The sequence below is a fragment of the Herpetosiphonaceae bacterium genome (assembly GCA_036374795.1).
GTDB lineage: Bacteria > Chloroflexota > Chloroflexia > Chloroflexales > Kallotenuaceae > LB3-1.
This window is the reverse complement of the sequence record DASUTC010000082.1, coordinates 1-24,698: the sequence shown is the minus strand read 5'-3', so window position 1 is coordinate 24,698 and position 24,698 is coordinate 1. Positions and strand designations below refer to the sequence as shown.

24 protein-coding genes are annotated in these 24,698 nt (G+C 62.7%); 12 read left to right on the top strand and 12 right to left on the bottom strand.

Features of this window, described 5'->3' with window-relative positions:
• The first annotated feature begins 76 nt into the window (after positions 1-76).
• On the top strand, positions 77-1,633 hold the full coding sequence (locus tag VFZ66_05780; protein HEX6288679.1) for a M28 family metallopeptidase: 1,557 nt from the start codon (positions 77-79) through the stop codon (positions 1,631-1,633).
• Positions 1,634-1,770: 137 nt separating this feature from the next.
• On the top strand, positions 1,771-2,139 hold the full coding sequence (locus VFZ66_05775; GenBank protein ID HEX6288678.1) for a PH domain-containing protein: 369 nt from the start codon (positions 1,771-1,773) through the stop codon (positions 2,137-2,139).
• A gap of 56 nt (positions 2,140-2,195) precedes the next feature.
• On the opposite strand, the gene gcvPB is transcribed toward VFZ66_05775, so the two are convergent.
• From gcvPB to mvk, 6 genes are all read right to left on the bottom strand, one after another.
• Positions 2,196-3,710: an aminomethyl-transferring glycine dehydrogenase subunit GcvPB gene (gene gcvPB / locus VFZ66_05770; GenBank protein HEX6288677.1), complete on the bottom strand. Its 1,515-nt coding sequence runs from the start codon at positions 3,708-3,710 to the stop codon at positions 2,196-2,198.
• 2 nt (positions 3,711-3,712) lie between these two features.
• Positions 3,713-5,050 carry an aminomethyl-transferring glycine dehydrogenase subunit GcvPA gene (gene gcvPA / locus VFZ66_05765; protein HEX6288676.1) on the bottom strand — a complete coding sequence of 446 codons (1,338 nt, stop codon included), beginning with the start codon at positions 5,048-5,050 and terminating at the stop codon, positions 3,713-3,715.
• A gap of 178 nt (positions 5,051-5,228) precedes the next feature.
• Positions 5,229-5,633 carry a glycine cleavage system protein GcvH gene (gcvH, locus tag VFZ66_05760; GenBank protein HEX6288675.1) on the bottom strand — a complete coding sequence of 135 codons (405 nt, stop codon included), beginning with the start codon at positions 5,631-5,633 and terminating at the stop codon, positions 5,229-5,231.
• A gap of 40 nt (positions 5,634-5,673) precedes the next feature.
• Entirely contained in the window at positions 5,674-6,771 is a 1,098-nt protein-coding gene (gene gcvT / locus VFZ66_05755) for a glycine cleavage system aminomethyltransferase GcvT (GenBank protein HEX6288674.1), read from the bottom strand.
• Between the two features lie 192 nt (positions 6,772-6,963).
• Positions 6,964-8,031, bottom strand: a complete 1,068-nt coding sequence (locus tag VFZ66_05750) for a hypothetical protein (GenBank protein ID HEX6288673.1) — start codon at positions 8,029-8,031, stop codon at positions 6,964-6,966.
• 127 nt (positions 8,032-8,158) lie between these two features.
• Positions 8,159-9,115 (bottom strand): mevalonate kinase, encoded by a 957-nt coding sequence (mvk, locus tag VFZ66_05745; GenBank protein ID HEX6288672.1) that lies wholly within the window; start codon positions 9,113-9,115, stop codon positions 8,159-8,161.
• Positions 9,116-9,277: 162 nt separating this feature from the next.
• On the opposite strand from mvk, the gene VFZ66_05740 reads away from it, so the two are divergent.
• Positions 9,278-11,158: a protein kinase gene (locus tag VFZ66_05740; GenBank protein ID HEX6288671.1), complete on the top strand. Its 1,881-nt coding sequence runs from the start codon at positions 9,278-9,280 to the stop codon at positions 11,156-11,158.
• Between the two features lie 136 nt (positions 11,159-11,294).
• Here VFZ66_05740 and VFZ66_05735 read toward each other — a convergent pair whose 3' ends face one another.
• The 5 genes from VFZ66_05735 to VFZ66_05715 all read right to left on the bottom strand — a co-directional run bounded on the left by VFZ66_05735 (position 11,295) and on the right by VFZ66_05715 (position 15,502).
• On the bottom strand, positions 11,295-11,852 hold the full coding sequence (locus VFZ66_05735; GenBank protein ID HEX6288670.1) for a DinB family protein: 558 nt from the start codon (positions 11,850-11,852) through the stop codon (positions 11,295-11,297).
• A 53-nt stretch (positions 11,853-11,905) separates the two neighbouring features.
• Positions 11,906-12,565 carry a molybdenum cofactor guanylyltransferase gene (locus VFZ66_05730; GenBank protein ID HEX6288669.1) on the bottom strand — a complete coding sequence of 220 codons (660 nt, stop codon included), beginning with the start codon at positions 12,563-12,565 and terminating at the stop codon, positions 11,906-11,908.
• 96 nt (positions 12,566-12,661) lie between these two features.
• Positions 12,662-13,558 (bottom strand): DUF1028 domain-containing protein, encoded by an 897-nt coding sequence (locus VFZ66_05725; GenBank protein HEX6288668.1) that lies wholly within the window; start codon positions 13,556-13,558, stop codon positions 12,662-12,664.
• Positions 13,559-13,569: 11 nt separating this feature from the next.
• Positions 13,570-14,988, bottom strand: coding sequence for a J domain-containing protein (locus VFZ66_05720; GenBank protein ID HEX6288667.1), 1,419 nt, complete (start codon positions 14,986-14,988; stop codon positions 13,570-13,572).
• Positions 14,989-15,157: 169 nt separating this feature from the next.
• On the bottom strand, positions 15,158-15,502 hold the full coding sequence (locus tag VFZ66_05715; GenBank protein ID HEX6288666.1) for a response regulator: 345 nt from the start codon (positions 15,500-15,502) through the stop codon (positions 15,158-15,160).
• 230 nt (positions 15,503-15,732) lie between these two features.
• Between VFZ66_05715 and VFZ66_05710 the strand changes: the two genes are divergently transcribed.
• The 6 genes from VFZ66_05710 to VFZ66_05685 all read left to right on the top strand — a co-directional run bounded on the left by VFZ66_05710 (position 15,733) and on the right by VFZ66_05685 (position 21,018).
• On the top strand, positions 15,733-17,196 hold the full coding sequence (locus VFZ66_05710; protein HEX6288665.1) for an ATPase domain-containing protein: 1,464 nt from the start codon (positions 15,733-15,735) through the stop codon (positions 17,194-17,196).
• 226 nt (positions 17,197-17,422) lie between these two features.
• Complete coding sequence (gene rpmH, locus VFZ66_05705; GenBank protein HEX6288664.1) at positions 17,423-17,596, top strand: 50S ribosomal protein L34; 174 nt, start codon at positions 17,423-17,425, stop codon at positions 17,594-17,596.
• 382 nt (positions 17,597-17,978) lie between these two features.
• Positions 17,979-18,191: a membrane protein insertion efficiency factor YidD gene (gene yidD, locus VFZ66_05700; protein ID HEX6288663.1), complete on the top strand. Its 213-nt coding sequence runs from the start codon at positions 17,979-17,981 to the stop codon at positions 18,189-18,191.
• A 235-nt stretch (positions 18,192-18,426) separates the two neighbouring features.
• A complete protein-coding gene (locus tag VFZ66_05695) occupies positions 18,427-19,350 on the top strand; it encodes a YidC/Oxa1 family membrane protein insertase (GenBank protein ID HEX6288662.1) in 924 nt (307 codons plus the stop codon).
• A gap of 79 nt (positions 19,351-19,429) precedes the next feature.
• Positions 19,430-20,131, top strand: a complete 702-nt coding sequence (jag, locus tag VFZ66_05690; protein HEX6288661.1) for an RNA-binding cell elongation regulator Jag/EloR — start codon at positions 19,430-19,432, stop codon at positions 20,129-20,131.
• Between the two features lie 59 nt (positions 20,132-20,190).
• The gene (locus VFZ66_05685) at positions 20,191-21,018 is read left to right on the top strand and encodes a PfkB family carbohydrate kinase (protein ID HEX6288660.1); all 828 of its coding nucleotides are present in this window, start codon (positions 20,191-20,193) and stop codon (positions 21,016-21,018) included.
• 162 nt (positions 21,019-21,180) lie between these two features.
• Here VFZ66_05685 and VFZ66_05680 read toward each other — a convergent pair whose 3' ends face one another.
• On the bottom strand, positions 21,181-22,194 hold the full coding sequence (locus VFZ66_05680) for a hypothetical protein (GenBank protein ID HEX6288659.1): 1,014 nt from the start codon (positions 22,192-22,194) through the stop codon (positions 21,181-21,183).
• 437 nt (positions 22,195-22,631) lie between these two features.
• Between VFZ66_05680 and VFZ66_05675 the strand changes: the two genes are divergently transcribed.
• The 3 genes from VFZ66_05675 to VFZ66_05665 all read left to right on the top strand — a co-directional run.
• Positions 22,632-23,354 carry an NUDIX domain-containing protein gene (locus tag VFZ66_05675; protein HEX6288658.1) on the top strand — a complete coding sequence of 241 codons (723 nt, stop codon included), beginning with the start codon at positions 22,632-22,634 and terminating at the stop codon, positions 23,352-23,354.
• Position 23,355: 1 nt separating this feature from the next.
• Entirely contained in the window at positions 23,356-23,913 is a 558-nt protein-coding gene (locus tag VFZ66_05670) for an O-acetyl-ADP-ribose deacetylase (GenBank protein ID HEX6288657.1), read from the top strand.
• Positions 23,914-23,916: 3 nt separating this feature from the next.
• A partial coding sequence (locus VFZ66_05665) for a nitrilase-related carbon-nitrogen hydrolase (GenBank protein HEX6288656.1) occupies positions 23,917-24,698 on the top strand: 782 nt, incomplete at its 3' end.

The window sequence follows — 24,698 nt, the reverse complement described above, 5'->3', positions numbered from 1 at the left end:
TGATCTTCTGCTGGCAGCACCACCCGGTTGGAGATCGTCGTGATCTCCGGTTCGCATACAAAGGAGTGCTCCCCTTATGCCTATGAAACGGCTTCTGATTCTCGCGCTTGTGCTGTTGTTCGGCACGCTCGTACCGATCGCGTCCGCAGATGATATTACAAACACCCAGGGATTTCGCAAGGCGGTGACGGTCGAGGCGATTCGGCAGCATCAGGCCGCCCTTCAGTCGATCGCCAGCGCCAGCGGCGGCAATCGCCTGGCAGGCATGCCCGGCCATGACGCCTCCGCGCAGTACGTATACGATCAAGCCGTCGCAGCCGGTTACGATGTCCGCTTTCAGGAGTTCCAGTTTCTGCTGGTCGCGGATCGAACCGCGCCGATCTTACAGCAGGTGTCGCCGGTTGCCCAAACGTATATCAACGGCGTTGACTTTGGAACGCTCACCTACTCCGGCAGTGGCGATGTCACCGCGCCGTTGACGGCAGTTGATCTGATCGTTCCCAGCCCGCAAGATAATGCATCGACCAGCGGCTGCGAGGCGGCGGACTTCGCGGGCTTTCCGGCAGGCTCGATCGCGCTTTTGCAGCGCGGCACCTGCACCTTCCGAATCAAGGCCACAAACGCGGCGGCAGCAGGAGCCGTCGGCGTGATCGTCTTCAACGAGGGCAATCCCACACGTAGCGGGCTGCTGGGTGGCACGCTCAACGCGCCCTTGTTTCATCTGCCGGTCGTCGGCACGACCTTTGCCCTGGGCAATACACTGCGCAACGGCGTGCTGAACGGTCCCACGGGCGTGCAGGTCCGGCTCAGGACCGACACGATCGCCGAAAACCGCATGACGCGCAACGTTATTGCCGAGACGCCGGGCGGCGATCCCAACCGGGTGATCGTGATCGGCGCGCATCTCGACAGCGTCAGCCGTGGTCCCGGCATCAACGACAACGGCAGCGGCTCGGCGGCAATTCTGGAAGTCGCTAAAATGTTCGCGCAGCACGAGCGCGAGACACGCAATAAGCTGCGCTTTATCTGGTTCACCGCCGAGGAGCTGGGGCTGATCGGCTCGACCTACTATGTCAACAACTTGAGCCAGGCCGAGCGCGCGAAGATCCAGCTTAATCTCAACTTCGACATGATCGGCTCGCCCAACTTCGTCCGCTTCGTCTACGACGGCAACAACTCGGCCTTCGCGCCGCCCAACGCGCAGCGCGGACCGGCAGGCTCCGGCGCGATCGAGCAGGTCTTCCTCGACTACTTCGCCTCGCAGGGCTTGGCGGTCGCGCCGACGCCCTTCAACGGACGCTCGGACTACGGCCCGTTTATCACCAACGGCATCCCGGCGGGCGGCCTCTTCACCGGCGCGGAGGGCATCAAAAGCGCGGCTCAGGCGGCGGTCTATGGCGGCACCGCCGGTCAGCAGTTCGATCCTTGCTACCATCTGGCCTGCGATACCTTCGACAATAACAGCAACACCGCGCTCGATCAGATGTCCGACGCGGTCGCGCACGCTGTGCTCTCCTTCTCCAAGCGCAACTTCGACCGGGAGCCGCTGGTCGATCCGGCGCTCGTGCCCGACTCAGGCAGCGGCGGCGGCGGCGGCCTGCACGACGATCACGATCACGACGCCGAGATGTAGCCCATAGCTGCACCAGGCGCGGCGCGGGGATGATCGCCCTTAGCAATCATCCCCGCGCTGCTGTTGTATCTGCAACACGCCCGTGTTCGTTCGCGTATATCCAGCAAGCCTCATCTGAAGCGAAAGGACGTTGTGATATGCCCGAAGTAATCTACGACAAACAGGAGCAACTGCAAAAGGTGACAGAATCCTGCCTCCCCGGCGAGACGGTCGAGGCGGTCTTCGACATGAAGGGCGGCGGCACCGGGTTCGTCGGTATCACCAGCCGGCGCGTGATCGTCTACGACAAAGAGTTTCTGCGCAAAAACAAGGCGGTCGTCTCGATCCCGTACAGCCGCATCACCACGATCGCCACCGATGACGAGTCGGGGCTGTTCACCGGGCGCGGCTTCTTCGGCAGCAGCAAGGTGACGATCACCTTCAGCGGCGGCAGCTACGAGTTCGAGTTTCGCGGCGCCGACAAAGCTCATATCGCGCACAATCTGATCCTGGCGCACATGGTGTAATCAAAGCCCTCACCCATCCACTGGGTGAGGGCCTGTTCATTTAAGCCAGACCGCAATCAGTACGTCGGGCGCTCCAGTTGATCGTCGGGCGTGGCCTCCGGCGCTTCCCGGCGCAGCTCGCGGAACTTGGCGCGATCGTACTTGAGGATCGGACGCCGCGCCGCGCCGACTTCATCCAGACGACGTACAGCAGCGGTTGTCGGCGCGTTCCGCAGGATCGACATATCCTCCGCCGCCTCCTGCGCGATCGTGATCATCGCGTCCACGAACGCATCCATGTTCCGCTTCGTCTCGGTTTCGGTCGGCTCGATCATCAGCGCTTCGGGCACCGAGATCGGGAAGTAAACCGTCGGCGGGTGAAAGCCGTAGTCGATCAGGCGCTTGGCAATGTCGAGCGTGCGCGCCTCAGGCGCCTGCCTGAGCTGGCCTTTCAGCACCACCTCGTGCATACACGTGCGATCGTAGGCCACGGGATAGACCGGCTGGAGCTTCACGCGCAGGTAGTTTGCGTTGAGCACGGCGTTCTCGCTGACCTCTTTCAGGCCAGCCGCGCCGAGCGTGCGAATGTAGGTCCAGGCGCGCACCAGCATGCCGAAGTTGCCCCAGAACGATTTGACCCGCCCGATCGAGCGCTCAGGCTGCCGCAGCTCGTAGCGCTCGCCCTGCTTGACGACGATCGAGCCGGGCAGGTACGGTGCCAGCGCTTCGGTGCAGCCGACCGCGCCGGAGCCGGGGCCACCGCCGCCGTGGGGCGTGGTGAACGTCTTGTGCAGGTTGTAGTGCATGAAGTCGAAGCCGACCTCACGCGGCTTGACGATGCCGAGGATCGCGTTGAAGTTCGCGCCGTCGCCGTACATCAGGCCGCCCGCCTCATGCACCAGCCGAGCAATCTCCTGAATATTTTCCTCGAAAAGACCCAGCGTGTTTGGGTTGGTCAGCATCAGCCCGGCGGTGCGCGGCGAGAGCTTGCTCTTGAGATCCTCAAGGTTGCAGTTGCCGCGCGGCCCCGACTTCACCTCGACCACTCTCATCCCGACCATCGCGGCAGTTGCCGGGTTGGTGCCGTGCGCTGAGTCGGGCACCAGAATCTCCGTGCGCTGGTCGTCGCCCCGGTCGCGGTGGTAGGCGCGGAAGACCAGGATGCCGGAGAACTCGCCCTGCGCGCCCGCCGCCGGTTGCAGCGAGACTTGATCGAAGCCCGACAGCTCGGCCAGGTAGCTTTGCAGCTCGTACATCAACTGGAGCGCGCCCTGGGCCTGCTCAGGATCTTGCAGCGGATGCGCCTGTGCAAAGCCCGGCAGCCGCGCCGCCTCCTCGTGGACCTTCGGGTTGTACTTCATGGTGCAGGAGCCGAGCGGATACATGCCGGTGTCGATGCAGAAGTTGCGCTGTGAGATGCGCGTGAAATGGCGCGTCACCTCAGTCTCGCTCAGCTCCGGCATGCCCTGGAGATCGTCGTCGCGCAGCAACTCCTGTGGCAGCGCCGCTTCGGGCACGTCCAGCGCTGGCAGATTCGCGCCGATCTTGCCGGTGCCGCTCAGCTCAAAAATCGGAGGCTCATACGTATTCATAGCTATGCCAGTTCCTTCAACGCCGCCACGAGCGCATCAATATCGGCCTTCGTATTCATCTCGGTGACACACAGCAGCATCGCGTCGCCCAACTGCGGGTAGTCGGCCTTCAGATCGTAGCCGCCGATGATGCCGCGCTGCGCCAGCGCCCGGTTGATCTCGGCGACCGGACGCGGCGCGCGCACGGCAAACTCTTTGAAGAACGGCTCAGGCGTGACCAGCTCATAGCCGGGCAGCCTGGCGATCTCGGCGGCGGCGTAGTGCGCGCGGTGGTAGCAGAGCCGGGCGACATGCCGCAGGCCGTGCTTGCCTAGCAGACACATATGGATCGTCGAGGCCAGCATCATCAAGCCCTGATTCGTGCAGATGTTGCTGGTCGCCTTCTCGCGGCGGATATGCTGCTCGCGGGTTTGCAGCGTCAGCACATAGCCCACCTGACCATCCAGGTCGGTGGTCGCGCCCGCCAGCCGCCCAGGCATGCGCCGTATGTACTGCTCTTTACAGGCAAAGATGCCGAGGTACGGCCCGCCAAAGCCGAGCGGAATGCCGAGCGACTGGCCCTCTGCGGTGACGATGTCCGCGCCCGCCGCGCCCGGCGTCTGGAACAGACCAAGCGCCACCGGATCGACCTGCGCGATCAGCAGCCCGCCCGCAGCGTGGACCCGCTCGGCGAGCGGCTTGAGATCGTGGATCTGGCCCAGAAAATCCGGCGTCTGCACGATCAGCGCGGCGGTCGACGAGTCGACCTGCGCCAGCACATCCTCAAGCGACGCCGCCGGATCTTCGTCGCCGACGATCTTGATACCGAGGCCCTGCAAATAGCTGCGCAGCACCATGCGGTACTGTGGATGCACCGTCGGCGCGACCACGATCGAGTGCTTGTTGCGCGTCGAGTTGAGCGCCATCACCGCCGCCTCGGCCATCGCGGTCGCGCCGTCGTAGTGCGAGGCGTTCGCGGCGTCCATGCCGGTCAGGGCACAGATCAGCGTCTGGTACTCGAAGATCGCCTGCAGCGTGCCCTGCGAAATTTCGGGCTGGTAGGGCGTGTAGGCGGTATAAAATTCGGCGCGGCGCAGCAGCGCATCGACCGCCGTGGGCACGAAGTGGTTGTACGCGCCAGCGCCCAGAAAGACGCGATGCGTCTGCGTGTTGGCGTTGCGTCCTGCCAGCCGGTTCAGCTCGCGCAGTAGCTCGGCCTCCGAGAGCGGCGGCGGCAGCTCGACATGCGGGAAGCGGACCTCTTCGGGCACGACCTCGAACAGCTCCGCAATATTCGATGCACCGATCGCGTCGAGCATCGCCCGTCGATCCTGATCGGTGTTGGAAATATAATGCGACATATGACCTGTACCTCAATCGCTTAGGCTCGTGGAAAAGATTCTCTTAAGTTATACCTGATTTTTGGCGCATTACCTGGAAACTTGTGATAGTTTTCTCTAACTGCTCAGGGGCGTATGCGGAGAATACGCCCCTGCAATACACAAAGATCTGGTCGATCGCTGGCGGGAATCACACGCGCTAGTGTTTGCTGGCCTCGTCCTCGACATGCTGCTCGTACGCGGCGGCATCCAGCAGATCGGCGCGATCGGCCTCTGCGTTGTCTGGCCGCAGCCTGATGATCCAACCCGCGTCGTATGGATCGCTGTTCAGCGTCTCAGGCGCGTCCAGCAGCGCCTCGTTGATCGCGATCACCTCGCCGCTGATCGGGGCGTACACGTCGGACGCCGCCTTGACCGACTCGACGACGCCGAAGCTCTCGCCTTTGCTGAGCTTGCGGCCAATGTCGGGCAGCTCGGCAAACACGACATCGCCTAGCGCGTGCTGCGCGTAGTCGCTGATGCCGATCGTCGCTTCGTCGCCCTCGATGCGCACCCACTCGTGGCTCTTGGCGTACAAACAATCCTGAGGCGTGTTATAGGCCATGTGGAAGCTCCTGTCTGGCTTGGTACGAGCGCTCTGCCCGCTACTTTTTGTACCGCGTCTGATAGAACGGCGTTTTGACCACCTGGGCGCGCACGGGCTTGCCCCGGATCACCACATCCAGCTCGGTGCCGATCTTTGCCACGTCGGCGCGCACCAGCGCGAGCGCGAGATTCTCGCCCAGTGTCGGCGACGGCATGCCGGATGTCACCTCGCCCACCGCGTCGCCCTCGACGGCCTGCACGGGATAGCCCTGACGGGCAATGCCGCGCCCGACCATCCGCAGCCCCACCAGCTTGCGGCGCGGGCCTTCGGCTTTGATCCGCTGCAACGTCTCGCGCCCGATGAAGTCGCCCTTGTCGAGCTTGACCACCCAGCCAAGCGCTGCCTCGTACGGGTTGATCGTCTCGCTGATCTCGTGGCCGTAGAGCGCCAGCTTCGGCTCGAAGCGCAGGCTATCGCGCGCGCCCAGCCCGATTGGCTTCAGCCCGTCGGCCTGACCCTCTTCGAGCAGGCCATCCCAGATCCGCGCCGCGTACATGTTGTCGAAGAACAGCTCGAAGCCGTCCTCGCCGGTGTAGCCGGTGCGGGCGATGATCGCGGGAACGTCGCCCAGGAGCACGCCCTCGACCACGCCGTGGAACCACAGCGCGGTGACATCGATGTCGGTGATGCGATCCAGAATCGCCTCGGCTCTGGGGCCTTGCAGCGCCAGCATCGTGGTCTGATCGGAGATGTTTTCGAGCTGGACGTTAAAGCCCTGGCTGTGCTGCTGCATCCAATCGAAGTCTTTGTCGGCGTTGGAGGCGTTGACCACGACGAGGTAGCGGTCGGGCAGGTGGTAGATGAAAATATCGTCGACGATGCCGCCGTCGGGATAGCACATCAGGGAATAGTTGGCAAGACCTTCGGCGATCGATTCCACGTCTTGCGTGCAGAGATGCTGTAAAAACGCCAGCGCATCCGGCCCGCGCACGTTGATCTGGCCCATGTGGCTGATGTCGAACAGCCCTGCCGCGCTGCGCGTCGCGTGGTGTTCCTCGATGATCCCGGTGTATTGAACAGGCATCTCCCAGCCGCCGAAGGGCACGGTTTTTGCGCCCATCTCGACGTGCCGATCGTAGAGCGGAGTACGCTTCATCGCTCCTCCTCGAGCGTCTTAGTTCAACAATCGCGGCTATTATACCGCAAGTGCGAAGCGCGCTTTGTGGCGGCGACGGCGCGGACGCATCGCAGACGCGGCCTTTGATTTCAACCAGGCGCTTTAAAACACCGAAGGCCAAACCTAAGTCTGGCCTCCTCTCGTCCTCTCATTCCGCCTCGCCCCGACGGGCTACTCGACCAGCGGCAGACGCAGGTGCAGCTCCACGCCGCCCTCGTCGCGCTCCACCACCCGCAGCTCGCCGCCGATCTCCTGCGCCCGGAAGCGCAGCCGCTTGACCTGATGAAAGCCTGGCGGCTCAGCCGTGCCGTCGAACAGGCCGATGCCGTCGTCCGCGACGCGCAGCACCGCGTCATCGTGCGTCACCTGCAACGCGACCGTCACGGCCTGGGCGCGGGCGTGTGAGAGCACGTTGTCCATGCCGATCTCGATCGCCTTGATCAGCAGCTCGCGAACTTGATCGGGAAGCTGCCGCTCATCGCCCTCGACCTGCATCGCCACGGAGACGCCCGCCGCCTGAAAGTCCGGCATGAGGTGGCGTAGCGCCGCCTGGATCGTCGCGGGCGAGCGGCGCTCCAGCGTCGGCTGGCTGGCGCGCTCTTTGCTCCATGTCCGGCTGAGCGGGGCCGCATCGGACGAGCGCTCGTAGCGGATCGGATCGTTGCCGCTGGCACGGGCCGAGACAGACTGGACCGGGGGATATTCCCAGCGTACCGGCGGCTGCACCTGCCGCGCGCGCCGTTGCAGGGAGCGCCGCAGCCAGCACCACAGCTCCACGGTCAGCCTGATCGCGGCTACCACCCCAAACGGCAGCAGCGTGCGGCCAAGCAGCGCTAGCGGCTGGCTCGTCGCGATCTCCCACGGGCTACGCGGCGTGGTCCATAACATCACCTGATCGATCGCCAGCGCCGCCGCTGCTACCAGCAGACCTCCGCTCCAGCCGCGTATCACCGCAGGCACGACGAGCGCGCCGAGCATGTACGGCAGGAACGGGCTGCCCCAGCCGCCGCTGAGCCAGACCGGCACCGCGCTCAATATGAGATCGTAGAGCACGACCGCTGATCCCTCACGGGTGCGCACAACAAACCGAGGCACGAGCAGAGTCCAGAGCAGCAGGTAGATGGCACTGTAGCTGAGCGAGAGAAGCGGCAGGGCTGTGCTTTCGAGCCGCGCGAGCGCGCCCGTGTACCACAGGAGCGTGAGCGCCAGAAGCCATGTGCTCCAACGCACTCCCGCCATGAGATAGTATGTTTTTGGGAAACGCCGCATTGCGAACCACCTACACACAGCCGACCTCAAGCTGGCTCGAACGTGGGGTATGGATGCTCTCTCAGTGTAGCAGAAAGCACCGCTCAGAACAACACCGCTATGATATTACAACTGTATGGCTGACATGTGCCGCACCGGCTTTGAGCAGCGCACGTGCCACCGTTTCACGCTGCGCTACCTCCGCGAGCGCCAGCATAATCCCGCCGCCGCCACCGCCCGAAAGCTTCGCGCCCAGAGCGCCCGCCGCCAGCGCCGCATCGATCAGCGTCTCCAGCGCAGGCACCGAAACGCCGAGCGCTTGGAGTAGCTCCTGATTGCGATTCAGCGCGCCTCCCAGCGCGACCAGATCGCCGTCTGCCAATTTCCCACGGATCGCCGTCACCACCTGACCGATCTCGCCAAACAGCGCGTTGTAGCGCTCGGGTGCGCCCTGCCAGCGCTCGCGCACACCGCCGACCGTGATATGCGTCGGCGCGTACACGCCCGTGTCGCCGATCACCAGCGCGAAGGGCGCTCCGATGCGAATCGGCTCGATCGTCGGCAGCGCGGCCTGACCTGCCCCCTGCTGGCCGCGCACAAACCAGATCGCCTGCTCGTAGCTGACGACCGTGTTGTCGATGCCGCTGGGCGTGCCGTGGTAGAAGCGCTCCGACTCATAGACCAGTCGCGAGAGCGTGCCGGGATCGAGCCGCGCGCCGAGATGCGCCGCCAACGCCTTGACCAGCGCCGCGCCCAGCGCGGCGCCGCTACCCATCCCCCTGGCGATCGGGATCGTCGAGCGCAGCGTGATATGCAGATCGAGCGGCGTAACAATGCCCAGCGTCTCGAACGTGAGCCGGACCAGCGTCGCCAGCGGGTGCGGCTGCGCCTCATCAAGCCGCCACGATTCGCTGACATCGGGCGTGTCAAGGGTGATGCCCGCGCCACGCGGCGCATCCTCGACGGTCGCGTGCGCCCTCACATCCGGCAGCGGCAGCGCAATCGCCGGATAGCCATACACGACGGCGTGCTCGCCGCACAAAATCACTTTTCCCGGAGCCGAAGCTGTCGTCATAGTACGCGATCCTATTGTAATAATAGCACGTATGTGCTAAAATATCCCAAACTTCTACCTATGTAAAGTACATGTGTACCCTGGCGCAGCACTGCTTAAATTTGCGCAGCAGCACGCGACAACGTATACTGATCGGGAGCCTAGATCATGAAGGGTACTGCAATGGCAAGCTCTCGTCAGCCCGCTCAGCCTGCCGCACCATCGGCTGCCGGCGAGGGAGCTGAGATAAAAAACTATCGGATCGGAGAGCGCATCGGCCAGGATGAGCTTGCGCTGATCTACCGTGCGCGGCACCAGACCTTGGATCGCGATGTGCATATCCAGGTCTTGCGTCGATCCGGCTGGGTCGCCATCAGCCGCTTTCAACTCGCGGCGCGTCTGGCTGCCCGCGTTCAACATCAACATATTCTACCGGTGCTCGACGCCGGTCACGACGACCGCTATGGGTACTATCTGGTGACGCCCCCAATCAGGGCAAAATCGCTGCAAGCCGTGCTCGACGCGGGGCCGCTCCCACCGCCGCAGGCGATCCGTATTTTCGCACAGATTGGTCAGGCATTAGACGAGCTGCACCGGCATAAGATTGTGCATCGCGACGTGCAGCCGCAGACGGTCCTGATCCAGGAGGATGGCACGGCGTATCTGACCGGCTTTAGCCTCTCGTGGACGCCGGACGGTCCCGATCTGTCGGAGCTGGACGAGGCGGATTATCTCACGCCCTACGCCGCGCCGGAGCAGACCTTCGAGGACCGCACGCCGGAGCCGTCGCTGGATATTTACTCGCTGGGCGCGGTGCTCTACCATATGCTCACGGGCGACGTGCCGCCTGGAACCGGGATCGAGCCTGCGTCGCTTGCCAGCCGCGATCCACAGCTTGCGCCCGCCGATCGTGTCCTGCGACGAATGCTCGCGCCGCAGCCGCATCTGCGCTATCCAAGCGCCGCTCAGGCCGCCGCCGCGCTGCGCGGCGCGCTGCGGGGCCTCGTCGAGTCCGATACCGCCGAAACCATGGCCGAGATCGGCGCGAAGGCCGAGTGGCTCGAAAACCCGCTGGAGATTGTGCTGCGCGACCGGATCGCCGCCGCCTTTCTGGATCGCTCACGCGAGCACGCCGAGAAGCTCCACGGCGGAGAGGGCGTGCGGCGGCTGCTGGATGCGTGGAGCGGCGATAGTCCAATCCGGCGGCGGCAGCTTGGACAGGCGATCCGCATCGATCAGATCGTCAGCTACAACGTCTATTTCTACGATCTCAAGATCCTGTACGAAACCCGCACCAATCCCGAAAGCCGCGAGCGGCCCTTCTCCGGCAGCCGGATCTCAAGCCGCAAGCAGCCGCCGGATCGCTGGCAGGTCGAGGTGCCAGTGCCGGAAGAGCCGTTCGCCGATGTCACATCCACCGAGGTGCCGCTGCCCTTCTCGGAAAAGACAAGCGTCTGTCCGCGCTGCAAAGGCGAGACGCGCATCACCTGTGCCAACTGCCACGGTCGCGGCACGCTCGACGTGAAGCGGACCGTCAAAACGCCGACGAGCACGCACTCCGAGATCCAGACGATCGATTGCCCAACCTGTAACGGGCAGGCCTTGCTGACCTGCGACCGCTGCGACGGGACGGGCAACCTGCTGACCAGCTCGGTCTTCCAGTTCAGCCGTCGCGGTCGGCTCTGGCAGAACACCGACGATGTCGAGGGTCTGCCCCAGCGCGCGCTGGAAGAGCGCTCCGAGGTCGTCTTCAGCGGCGAGGTCGATGTCCACGATCCGATGTGGCACGCGGTACAGCCGCTCCACGAGCTGCTTGAGGAAGCCTGCAAGACGGTCAACGACGAGACGCGCATCGTCGCGACTGAGCTGACGATCCGGGGCACGCCCGTCACCGAGGTCGACTACACCTTCCGCAGCAAGCAGCGCACGCTGGCGATCATCGGCTTCGATGAGAACGTGCGCGGCGATCTAAGCCTCTTCGACTCCGAGCGTCTGCTGATCGGGGCGCTCGTGCTGCTGCTCCTGGCATTTGCGGCGATTGCTTTCTGGGTGATCGGGACATGAGGTGACGTGGCCTTGTAGGTGTGCGGCAAGCTGTGACCTGGGGCGTATGGCGATACGCCCCGACCGACGAAGATCATAACGACACGCCGGGCACGTCGCAGCGTAGACCTTCAAGCGCGCTTCACACAGCGCGGAGCTACTGCGCCAGATTCTCGCCCAGCTTCCCGGCAACGCCCATATCGCGCAGATCGTCGACGCCTGTCGACTTCAGGAAGCGGTGGCGCTGGCGGCTGATCGATTCGAGCATATGCGCGTCGTGGTGTTGCAGCCGCACCGCCAGTGTTTCCAGCGTCACCTCGCCGCCGTCGGGCAGCAGCACCGTCCGCTGCCAGGTTTCTTCGCTGATCGAGCGCAGCAGATCCAACGTCTCGCGGCGCACATCGAAGAAGATCGCCAGATCGTCGCCAAAATCGCGATCCATGGAGGCCAGCCCCGGTCGCGGCTCCTCCAGACGCGGCTGCGTCTCGGTCGTCGCACGGCGAAAGCCGCTGAGATAGGCGCGCTCGCGATCGACCGCCGCCGAGATCAGCTCGGCGATCGATGGCTCGTCCGGCCAGCCGCGATAGAGCTGATCGGGCGCGAGGCGGGAAATCCGCAGCCGGATCGCATTGCAGGTTGCCTCCAGCTTCGCCAGCGCCAACAACTCGTCGTCCACGCTCTGCTCAGAGCGCATGGGTTGAGCAAACATCGTCATGTGTACCTCTGCTTGAATGCCAATATCAAGAGATAGAGTCGCGTTCGGCGACGCTATTCTACCTCGGATTGAGCTAGCAATTGGCGCACCGCGTCGAGGTCCTGGGGCATATTCACGTTACGGAAAGCGTTTCCGGCGGGATCGAACTGCGCGATCGTCGGAGGCTCGACGATGCGGACGCGCACGTCGGCGTAAAAGCCGATCACCTGGGGATTTCCGGCGTCAAGCTGGCGGGCCATCGGATCGAGGCAGGCGCGGCTATACACGGCGTGCAGGCTCTCGACGCCGAGCCGATTACGGGCACGACCCTCGGCAAGACGCGGTACCAGCACATCGTAATCGCGCGGCTGTGCCAGCATCCAGCGCAGCAGATCGAGGTTGAGCAGCGGCATGTCGGCGGCGACCACCAGCGCGTATTCATGCCGAGCCGCAGCCAGGCCGCTATAGATTCCGCCGAGCGCTCCGCCAGCGGGATACAGATCGGAGACGAGCCGCGCCGGAAGCTGGGGCCAGGCTTCGGGATCGTTCAGCACGACAATCGTCTCGGCGCACAGCGAGGCGATCAGGCTGACCGTATGTTCGAGCAGCGTCGGGCCGGACTCGCCCCACAGCTTGAGCCGCCGCTTATCCTGGCCCAGACGGGTGCTGCGCCCACCGGCCACAATCACGCCCGACACAGGCGGGAGCGATAGCGTGGGAGCGGCTTCGATCATCGTTGGTTCCAAGTTTCAAGTTCTTGGTTTCAAGTTTCAAGTTTCGAGTTTCGAGTTTCGAGTTCTTGGTTCTTGGTTCCTGGTTCTTTCGCGACACTACTTTTGCTTGCGGCTCTTGGCCTCTTCGCGCTTACGCCGGATAAATTCGAGCACCTGCGTATCGATGCGCGCATCTTCGACGAGCCGCTCTTCCAGATTCTCGATGCCGCCGTAGGCAAACAGCGCCGCGCGCGTCAGCTCATCGTAGGTGTTGGTGTTGGGGCCGGAGTAGAAGCCCAGGTCGCGCAGGGAATCTTGCAGCTCGGCGGCGAGCGTTTTGTCGATCGGGATCAAATCATGATCCGCCGGTCGCGTCAGATAAAAGCGGTGCAGTTGGAGAATGCGGCTCAGCTCCTTGATCGGATCGGGATGATCGTCAACGCGCAGATCGACGTAGCGATCGAGGTAGCCGCCGTACGAGCCGCCACGCCGCACGACATACAGCGAGGCCGATTGTCGGCCTCGACGATCGCCGCCCGCGCTCTGGCCGGCCTCCAGCGCCGCGACCAGACGCTCGGCCAGCTCGCCGCCCGCCGCGCAGAACGCCTCGGCCATCTTGTTGACGACCGCCTCGCCGGTCAGAATGTTGCCCTGGCAGCAGAAGCCATCGCCGGTGACATGCCCGGCCCAGCTCTGACAGGCCGATCCGGTATAAGCCGCCGCGCGTCCCTCGTGATCGACGATGCCCACCTGTCGGTGGTCGCGCTGCTCATCGGCGGCGATCAACTGGCGCAGCGCGTCGGGCGCTGAAAGGCCCTGCTCCAGCAGCGCCAGGCCATCGGGGCCGTAGCTCAGATTCGCCAGAGCCTGCGTTGCAATCGCGCCGACGTTCGCGCGCGCCCACGGCACTACCGAGCCAACGGCCAGGAACTTCGACTGTACGGCAACGCCGAGGTCGCCATTGGCTGGATCTCGCGCGACGATCGAAAAGGTAGCGATCAACCTTTGGTCCATAGCGATGCTCCTCAGCGCGGTAATGCACGAACCGTCAACGAGTCGAAGATGCCCTCACCGCCGCGCGCGCCCGGAACAACAACAAAGCCATAGGTCGAGCCTTGGAGCGGTGCTGGCATATTCAGGTTAGCGAGCAGCACCCCGTTCGCATACAACGACACGCGCGTACCGGCGATTGCCAGCAGCAGCCGGTTGCGTCCGGCACGAACCGCGTTGCTCGCGGTCGGTCTGACTATGACTCTACCACGCTGTTCAACTCGGAAACGTCCGTCAGCGCTGATCAAGAAGCGGTAGCTATTGCCCGGCCCAAACATCAGCCCCGCCGAGCCGCGCACCGGGATCACGTCCGCGCCGATGATCGCGTTATTTTGCCCCAGCGGAGAGCCGTAAGCATACACGGCACCAGTATTCGGCTGCGTGGTGATCGCATACGCACCATCCCGATAGCCCAGGCTGTAGTTCGGCGCTTGCAAAACCGGCCATCCGCTCGCCGCGTTGCCGAAGTTATCAGCCACCAATACCTGTCCGCTTTCTACGCCCGCCACATTGCGTGGCGCTGGCGGCTGAGTCGGCCTCGGCGTCGGCCTGGGCGTTGGGCGCGGCACACGGGTAGCCGTCGGCGGCACCTCGGTCGGCGGTGGCGGCACCTCGGTCGGCGGTGGCGGCGCTTCCGTTGGCGGTACCTGCGTCGGCGTCGGCGGCGCTTCCGTCGGCGGTGGCGGCGCTTCCGTTGGCGGCGCAACCTCAGGCGTGGGCGAGAGCTGCTGCGTGCCACCGGCAACCAGTGTCTCACCAACGGCAGGCGACGAAGCACTCGTTGCGGTCGGCTCGGCGGTGATTGTCGGCATCGGCGGCACGGTCGTAGCTGTCGGCGTGGCGGTACTGCCGTCCGCGATTGCCACCGTGTTGGTCGTGCCCGTGGCAGAGCGAAGCGTATTCCAGCCGTACATGCCACCGCCGAGCAGCGCCAGACCCAGGACACCACCGGCAAGCCACAGCGCCGGTCTGCGCCTTCCGTAACCGCCACCGGCCAGGGCCTCGGCGCGCGCCAGCAGCGTATCGACATCGCGGTAAAACGGATCGACCCGCTGAATTTGCCGCAGCAGCCGCGCCGCCGCTGGCGCATCACCTGCGGCCAGCAAGATCTGAGCGCGATCGTAATCGATGGCTAGCGCCTCCGCACTGGTGGTAGGCTGGGCGCGTCTGGGCTGCATTCGCGTGCGGGGATTACGGCTCAGCGCGGCGTACGCCTCGGTGATGCGCTGGGCGCGCTCACGGGCATACGCTTGCATCTGCGGATCGGCACTCCGAAAGCGGTCCGGGTGATACTTTGCAATCTCGCGGCGATACGCTTGTTTAATCGTATCCGGCGTGGCACCGGGGGAAATGCCAAGCACGGCGTAATCATCGAGGTGCTGTAAATCGTCCAAGCTGTTCTCCTTGCCTGATGCACCTACGGCAGGGTAGGCAGCGACGGGATCACAGGCAGGCGTCATTATACGGTTGCCTCACGCTTATAGCAACCATTCTTTAAGAACTAAAAGTACTATTCACATTTAAACAGCGGCGAAAACATCAGGTGCAGCGGCGGCGAAAGGTCTACGCGAGGCGCTCGATAGCATCCAGCAGATCAATGATACTGAAGGGCTTCGACATAAATGCGGCATGGGGATCATCCAGATTAATCTGCTTGCCAGCGCTCATCAGCAGCACACCAATCGGCACCGCCGAAAATTCGTTGCGGATCGCACGATAAAGGCCTAGGCCATCGAGATTCGGCATCATCAGATCGGTGATCACGACCTGAGGCCGGAGCCCGGAGCGCAGCAGCATCAGCGCACTCCGCCCATCGTGCGCCCGTGCCACGTCATATCCCTCATCGCCCAACATATCCGCAAGCAGATCTACGATTGCGATCTCATCGTCGACGACCAGCACCTGCATACGCAATCCTACATCGCTAAGTTCTTTAAACAGTAGGAAAAACCCTGCAAGAAATACGCCAACACTAGACAAAATAAGGAAATTAGACTACATTGCACACAACATGCCACCGCTTAGCGTAGCGTACAATATGCGATAGTTGCAGCGACGCCAGCACCATAAGTTCTGGATCGTACCAGGATTCCTAGACAAGTGCACGCTGCTGCACTACAATATAATAACCCCGATATATGGATATATGCCAGCAGGAGAAAGAGAAGACCGTGATGGAACGACCGGCTTCCGTTGCCACAGGCGTCCCACAACTCGACTTGATCCTTGGTGGTGGCGTCGTTCAAAATTCATTAATCCTCATCGGTGGGGTAGCCGGCTCTGGCAAAACTGTGCTTGCTGCCCAGATAGCCTGTGCTGCGGCAGATCGAGACGAACGGGTATTATTTGTCACGGCTTTTTCCGAACCTCACAACAAGTTAATTGCCAATCTCCAGGGCTTCCGGTTCTTTAATCAGAACCATATCGGCGGGCGGATCAAGCTGCTCAATCTTCAGCATCAGCTCTCGACAAGCCTGGAAGAGGCCGCCGACACGATCGTCCGCGAGGCGCGCGAGCATAAAGCGCGGCTGGTGGTGCTGGACGGCATCCAGGGCATTCTTGTCACCAGCAACCGGCCTGCCGCGCCGCACCAGTTCTTGTACGATTTAAGCGCCAAGCTGAACCTGCTCAACGTGACGACGGTGGTCACGTATGACTTGTCGGCGGTCGCGGACGCCACACGTCCGGAGCTGACGGCGGTCGACGGCGTGATCGCGCTGAACCAGGAGCTGATCGGCGACCGCGCGATTCGCACGATCCAGGTCGTCAAGCAGCGCGGAGCGAACCCACTGCTGGGCCGCCACACCTTTACCCTGACCGACGAGGGCGTGATCTGCTATCCACGACAAGAGACGATGACGCAGGTGAAGGATGTCGCGCCCGGAGCGGAGCGCATGCCGTTTGGCATATCGGCGCTGGATACGATGCTCGAAGGCGGACCGCAGCAGGGCACCAGCACGATCGTCGCGGGCGCGGAAGGCACCGGCAAAACCGTACTCGGCCTTCAGTACGCGATGCACGGCGTGGCGCGCAACGAGCGCGCGCTGCTGATCTCGTTCAATGAAACGGCACAGCAGCTTGTCGCCAAGGGGCGTTTGTTTGGCCTCGGTATCCAGGCGGCGCTCGACTCCGAAAACCTGCTGATTCGCTCCTACCCGCTGGTGGAGCTTAACCCGGATGCTGTGGCCCAGGAGATCAGGCTGCTCGTCGAGTCGGCCTCGATCCAGCGGCTAATCATCGACAGCATCGGCGATCTAGAGCGGCAGTTGGTCGAGCGACAACGAGCTGGGGACTTCTTCGCCTCGCTGGTGACATTTCTGCGCAATCACCAGCTTACAACCTGTATCACCGTAGAGATCGATCCGATCATTGGGCGCGATCTCTCGTTTGCCGGGAAGAGCCTTGCCGCGCTATCCGACAACGTGATCTTCCTGGAGCATGTCGAAGTCAACGACCAGCAACTCTTTGCGCTGACGGTGCTCAAGATGCGCTACAGCGGCCACGATCGGCTGCCGCATAGCTACAACATCGACAGCACCGGCATTAATCTCGCGCCAACGCCGCTGGTCGGCGCGTACAGCTTCACCCGGCGCAAATCGTAACCGGCGGCGATACCCGTCGCATCGAAACAGGCCGGTCACGGCGTGGCTCATCTGCTGGCCGCCGGTATTTGACGCCGCAGGGAGCACCTCGTATAATATACGGTGCGCGTCGCCCATAAGGCGATTAGGACCAAGTTGAACGGGGGCGTGGAGCAAGCTCTACGCTCTTTGTGTGTCCACCGGGGTAGCGCGCCCAATTTTTGTTTTTGAGGGGGTTTGTAGATTCATGCCCAAGCGAACGTGGCAGCCGAAGCGGATTCCGCGCCGCCGTAAACATGGCTTCTTGTCGCGCATGGCGACAAAAAAGGGACAGTTGGTGCTCAAGGCACGCCGACTGAAAGGCCGCTGGAAACTCACGGTAAGCAATGAGCGACGCCGTGTACAACGCGGACATCGCTAAAGGACGCGCAGCATGCGGCGGAGCCAGCGGCTGCAACGACCAGAGCAGTTTCAGCGGGTGCGTCGCGAGGGTAAGTCTTGGTCGCACCCGTTGTTCATTATGAATGCTGCACGTAATCGGGTAGGTCATACACGCTGCGGCTTTGTTGTAGGCAAGCAGTTTGGCAAAGCGCACGACCGAAATCGAGCCAAGCGGCGCGTCCGAGAGGCCGTGCGGCAGCTCTACGCCAACATCGCACCAGGCTACGATCTTGTGTTCGTGGTCCGTACGCCAGCGCTGCACGCGGCTTTTCCCGATCTTCAGCGCGCCGTCGGGGAGCTGCTTCAACGCGCCAAGCTCTGGGCTCCGCTACAGACGGCTGATGGCAATCAAGGAGCTACCGATGGGCCGGTGGATCGCACTGGTGCTGATTCGGTTCTACCAGCGCTTCATATCACCACTCACTCCTCCTAGCTGTATTTATACGCCAACCTGCTCACAATATGGCTATGAGGCGATTTCGCGCTATGGGCTGCTCAAGGGTGGATGGCTTACCCTGCGGCGCATCGCCCGCTGCCATCCGTGGGCGCATGGCGGTTCCGATCCCGTGCCATGATCCGCAGCAGGCGATAACCCTGCTGCTTGTGGCTTAACCAAAGTTACGCAGTAGCCGTCACGCGCCTGCGGCAGAGTGGTGCCTGGCAGCGTGGCCGATTGCTGGAAGCGAACTCGCGGCAGATCCGGCTGCGTAACTCAGATAGTTCAGGCACCCGACTTGCAACAAACACGGGTGCATAGACATATAATTCCTATGATCTACGGCTCATAGCGAATACCAAGGAGTTTTCTCGATGCCTGGTTGGTCATCATTTGTCGGTTTTCTTGAATTTATCCTGAGCACTCTCACCAGCTGGACAGGCAGCTTAGGAATTGCCATTATTTTGTTCACCATCTTAACCCGGCTGGCGATGCTGCCGCTGACGATCAAGCAGCTCAAGTCGAGCAAGAAGATGCAGGAGATCCAGCCGCTGATGGCGGAGCTGCGCCGTAAGTACGGCAAAGATCAGCAGAAGATGACTCAGGAGATGACCAAGCTCTACCGCGAGTACAACGTCAATCCTGCCGGAAGCTGTCTGCCAATCCTGATCCAGCTTCCGATCTTCCTCGGCGTCTATCAGGCGGTGTATAACCTTGTCGACAAGGGCGGGACCGAAATCTTCCTCGGTATCCAGCTTGGCCTGGCCGCGTTTCAGCAGCCCAACGCCTTCACGGCAACGCTCCCGAATTTTCAGGAGGGCTTTCAGGGCATTCAGTACCTGATCCTGCCGGTCCTGTCGGTTGTGTTACAGTTACTCGTCACGCTGATGGCCCAGCCCAAGATTCAGGACCCGCAGCAGAAGGCGATGATGCAGGCGATGATGTTCATGCCGCTGATCTTCGGCTACATCGGCTTTACCTTCAACCAGGGCGCGGTGCTCTACTGGGTCGCTGGCTCGGTGCTGGCCGTGATCCAGCAGTACTTCGTCTCCGGCTTTGGCTCGCTGACCAACTACCTGCCATTTTTGCCGGAGCGCCAGGGATTTCTCACGCCGACGACGCCCGCTGTCGTCAGCACTTCCGGAGCGGAAACCGTAGAAGCTGAGAGCGAAGCGCCGCGCGCGGATTTCTGGGCGCCGCTCAGCAAGCTGACCGCCAACACAGCGACCAGCGGCGACGGGGCGACGGAGCAGGTGATCAGCGACGTGAAACGCCAGATCAATAAAAAGCGACGATAAGCAAACGTTAATCGGTACGCTGCAAGGTTGGCCCTGATCGTGCCCCCAACCAGCCTTGCAGCGTTACAAGAGGGAGTGTATGCCCAGCATCGAAATTAGTGCGCGCACCGTTGCCGAGGCGACGCGCCTAGCCCTTGAGCAAATGGGTGTTGACGAAGATGATGTCATTATTGAGGTGCTGCAAAACGGCGACGAAGAGAACGAGGCGTTAGTCCGCGTCAGCACGCCCGATGTGACACCAGAAGAGCTGAAGACTCCAGAGGCGCCTCGCCGCAGCCGCGCCGATTACGATCCGCAGGCCGCAGGCGCGGAAGGCCGCCGCATCCTCGAAGGTATCCTGGAGCGCATGGGCGTCGAAGGCTATGTCAACGTGCAGCATAGCACCTCTACCGGCCCCGAAGGCGAGACGCAGCATAGCATTATGCTGTACGTCGAGGGCCTCGACGAAGAGACGGTCGGGCTGATGATCGGGCGGCGCGGCGAGACGCTGCGATCGCTGCAGTTCTTGCTCAACACGCTCGTCAATCGGCATGTTGGCCGCTGGCCGCAGATCGTGATCGACGTTGGCAACTACCGCCAGCGCCGCCAGGAGTCGCTGGAGGGCCTGGCCCGCCGCGTCGCCGAGCAGGTTCGCACAACGGGTCGGCCACAGGTGCTCGATCCGATGCAAGCCTATGATCGGCGCATTATCCATATGGCGCTACGCGAGGATACGACGGTCTATACCGAAAGCTCCGGCGAGGGCGAGTCGCGGCGCATTACTGTGTTTCCTAAGAAGTAAGCCCGTATGACGCGCCTGCCAGGCTCAGATCGGGACTCTTGCTCGCCGATGTTGCTCAGATGATCGATTACGTCGCTATCGGCCACATTTGCGCCGACCTTCAGCCCGACGGTACGACGCGGCTGGGCGGGACGGCGCTTTTTGCTGCCCTGACCGCACACCGGCTCGGCCTGCGCACGGCAATTCTAACCGCGTGTACGCCTGAGTTCGATCTCTCGGCCATTCCCGCCGATGTGACGATCGTGCGCCAGCCTTCGCCGGAGACGACGATCTTTGAAAATCGCTACCATGCCGAGGGCCGCACGCAACTGCTGCACGCCCGCGCGGCAACGATCGATCTCCACGGTGTGCCCGCGCTCTGGCAGCGCGCGCCGATCCTGCATATCGCGCCGATCATTCAGGAAGTGCCGCATACGGTCGCTTCGCTGTTTCCTCAGGCATTGGTCGGCGTTACCCCCCAGGGCTGGCTCCGCAGCGTCGACGCCGACAAGATCGTCACGACGACTCCAGCGGATCTGCTTGAGCTGCCGCTGCTCGGCGTGCGCGTGGTGATCTTCAGCGAAGAAGATGTCCAGCATGATGAAGAGCTGGTCCGGCGACTGGCCCGGCGTATTCCGCTGGTGGTGCTGACGCGCGCCGAGCGTGGCGCGACGGTGTTCGAGGCCGGCCAGCCGACCGACGTGCCCGCCTTTCCCGCAGAGGTGGTCGATCCGACTGGCGCGGGCGATGTGTTCGCGGCGGCGTTTCTCGCGGCGCTGTGGCAGGGCCAGGCAGCCATCGCCGCGACGCGCTGGGCCTGCGCGGCGGCGGCGCGGGCGATCGAAGGGCCTGGCGTTTCGACGCTGCCGACTCTGGAGCAGGTCCAGCAGCGCTTGAAGATGCGGTGAGAGACGAGAACCAAGAACCGGGTGCCATGCCCAAAGGGCGCCCGGCGCACCAAGAACCAAAGCCGACAGGCCGGGGGTGAGGGCCTGAACAAAAGAACAAAGGAACAAAAGAACAAACTGCCCAAGTTTGTTGTTCCCTTGTTTCCTTGTTTCCTTGCTTCCCTACTCGTCCGACTCGCTCGAACCGGGCTCCAGAAACAGCTTATAAAAGCCGCCCTGGTTGCTCTGGTTGCTGCGGAACGACAGGTAGTGCGTGCCGACCGGCAGGCGCTCGCTCAGGTACAGCACGACATTCAGATTGCCCTCGCCATCGGCGTTGACATCGCCCAGGCCACGCACCGCGCCGTTGGGCAGCGTCAGCCAGAAGGAGACGCTCTCGTTCGGCGTGAAGCCCTCGCCGCTCAGCTCCAGCACCGAGCGCTGCGGACCACGGCCAATATCGACGGCAAGCGTCGCGCCCGGCACGTTGAGGCCGTTGCCGTATTGCAGCACAAACGGCGTGATCGCTGCGTTGCCGCTCTTGTTGCCGCGCGCCGTGAAATAGTGCCGCCCGACCGGAAGCTGACCCGGTAGGAACAGCGAGCCTGCAAACGCGCCGTCGCCGTCCGCCGCGATCTCGCCCAGGCCGATCACCGCGCCATCCGGCAGCGTCAGCCACAACGAAACCATCTCGCTGGCAGCAAAACCGCTGGCCGCAAACTCTACCGTGTCCAGTTGCCTGGCGGTCGCAGGGCTGAACGTCAGCCGGGTGCCCTCTGTCACCTGCGGACCGCGCCCCGGCAGAAGATAGAACTGGCCGATCGCGCCCTTGCCGCTGCGCTTGCCACGCACCGAGAAATGATGCAGGCCGGTCGGCAGCCCACTGCCAAGACCAAGCTCGATCCCGAAGGTGCCGCTCTCATCGGCGCGCAGATCGTCGTCGTCAAGACCCAGGACCGAGCCGTCGGGCAGCGTCAGCCACAGCCCAACCAGCTCATCGCTGTCGAAGCGGGAGCCGATCAGCGTGACGGTATCGCGCTGCCGCGACGCGGGAATATGCTTGCCGTTGACAACAACCGTCGTCAGGCCGATGACCTCAAGATTAGCGCCCTTCTCCTGAGCCACCGCACCGGCGGGCACGGCCAGAGCCGCCAGCAGCAGCACGGCTGCCAAGCGCCAGATCGCGAAGATGTTCACCGAGACGCTCCTTACTTCAATGGATGTTTTTCGTCGCATATGCCAAGGATGTGACCAGTGGATCAGAATAACCTCCTCTTTTCAGCACTCCTGAGCATTTGAAATAGAATGAGCGCAATATTGCGCAATGATTCAGAGAAGTATCATCGATAATGTGGGCATTGGACTCAAACAGCATCGGGTCTGCGCCATAAATATGAATGAATACGAATAAAAAAATATCATCTAGCACCGTAGATCTGGATAGTAAACGTTATCTTTGCTAAAGATAGGTTATTGATCACAACCTGGATGTAGAGCACGCATCATAGCATTCGTTACGTTATTCTACAACTCCTGGCAAAGCGCCCCTATGTGTAAACGCACGCGAAGGGTTGACAGGTACGGCCTGCCTGTGTATGATAGATTGTGTATAAAGTACACAAACAAGGATGATCATGCAGCACTCCGGCACAGCCTTTGATCTACCCAACAGCGAACGTCCTGCCGTCACGGTCGATGTGGTGATCTTCACGCTCCAAGATCGTGAGCTGCACGTCCTGCTGCTCAAACGCAGGTTCGAGCCATTTCGGGAGCGCTGGGCGATTCCCGGCGGCTTCATCAGGCTTGACGAGCCGCTGGAGCTGGCGGCCCGCCGTGAGCTAGCCGAAGAAACCGGGCTACACGATGTTTATCTGGAGCAGTTGTACACTTTTGGCGAGCCGGGCCGCGATCCGCGTGGCCGCGTGATCAGCGTGGCCTACTTCGCGCTGGTTCGCGCCGACCAGCAGACGCTCCACGGCTCAGAGGAGAGCTTCGATCTACGCTGGTTTCCGGTGCGCGGCGTGCCCTGCCCGCTGGCCTTCGATCACGATCATCTTTTGCGCCTCGCCGTCGATCGGCTGCGCTCCAAGCTCGAATACACGACCCTGGCGTTTCAACTTCTGCCCGAACTCTTCACCTTGCCGGAGCTGAAGCAGACCTACGAGCAAATTCTGGGCGAGCAGCTCGACCGGGGCAACTTTTACCGCAAAATCAAGGAGGCCGGAGTACTGGAGCCAGTCGGGCGGCAGCGTGAGAGCGGCGGGCGTCCGGCAGCGCTGTACCGCTTCCGCGCGGCGCGGCGCGAAGCTGACTTCGTGTTCCGCTGGCGTGAAGCTCGCACCGAAAGAGACAGGTAATATGCAGACACAGATCAACGGCTGTACGCTCGAACTTGTGCGCGGCAACATCGTCGAGCAGGAGGTCGATGCGATCGTCAATGCGGCCAACTCGTCGCTGCTGGGCGGCGGCGGCGTCGACGGCGCGATCCATCGCGCGGCGGGGCCGAAGCTGGGGCTGGAATGCTTGACGCTGCGCGGCTGCGCCACGGGCCAGGCCAAGATCACCAAAGGCTACCGCCTACCGGCGCGTCACGTGATCCACGCGGTCGGGCCGCGCTACCGCGACGGACGGCATGGCGAGGCCGAGCAGCTTGCCAGCGCCTACCACGCGAGCCTGGCGCTCGCCAGCCAGCACCAGCTTCAGCGCATCGCGTTTCCGGCGATCAGCAGCGGCATCTACGGCTATCCGCTCGACGAGGCCGCCACGATCGCCCTGCGCGCCGTGCTCGACTACCTCGGCACCCACGACGATCTCCGGCTAGTGCGCTTTGTGCTGTTCAACGACGAGACATACGATGCTTTTTGTCGTGCGCTGACCTCACTGACGCGCGGTGAGTCAGTCGAACCAGGAGCTTAACCTATGCTCAATCTTCTGTTAGTGCAGTGGAGGCCGCGCAAAGGCGACTACGACGGCAATCTCCAGCGCATCCAGGCGCTCTTCAGCCAGATCGCCACGCTCGATCCGCAGCCGGATGTGGTGATCTTCCCCGAAACGTCGCTCACGGGCTATTTTCTCGAAGGCGGCGTGCGCGAGCTGGCGCAGCCTGCGGCAATGGTCTTCGCCGATCTGCAAGCGGCCTATCTCGCCGCGCGTGGCTCCGACGCGCCGCCGCTCGACGTGGTGATCGGCTTCTACGAGATCTACCGCGACCGCTACTTCAACAGCGCGCTGTACGCGACGTTAGGCGGGGCGGAGAACAAAGAACGGGCGCCCTCTGGGCACACAAAGAACAAAGAACCAGGGAACAACGGAACAACAGAACAACGGAACCTTGAACTTGGAACGTGGAACCTTGAACTCGGCCCAGGGATTCGGCATGTGCATCGGAAGGTGTTTTTGCCGAGCTACGGCGTCTTCGACGAGGCGCGCTTTGTCGAGAGCGGGCATCATATCACGGCCTTCGATACGCGCTGGGGCCGCGCGGCGATCCTGATCTGTGAGGACGCCTGGCACTCGCTCACCGGCACGATCGCGGCGCTGGACGGCGCGCAGATCGTGTATATCGTCTCGGCGTCGCCCGCGCGCGGCACCTCCGGCGCAACGCCCGGCAACGTCGAGCACTGGGAGCTGCTGCTGCGCAACATGGCGAGCGAGCACGGCATCTATGTCGCCATCGCGCAGCTCACCGGCTTCGAGGGCGG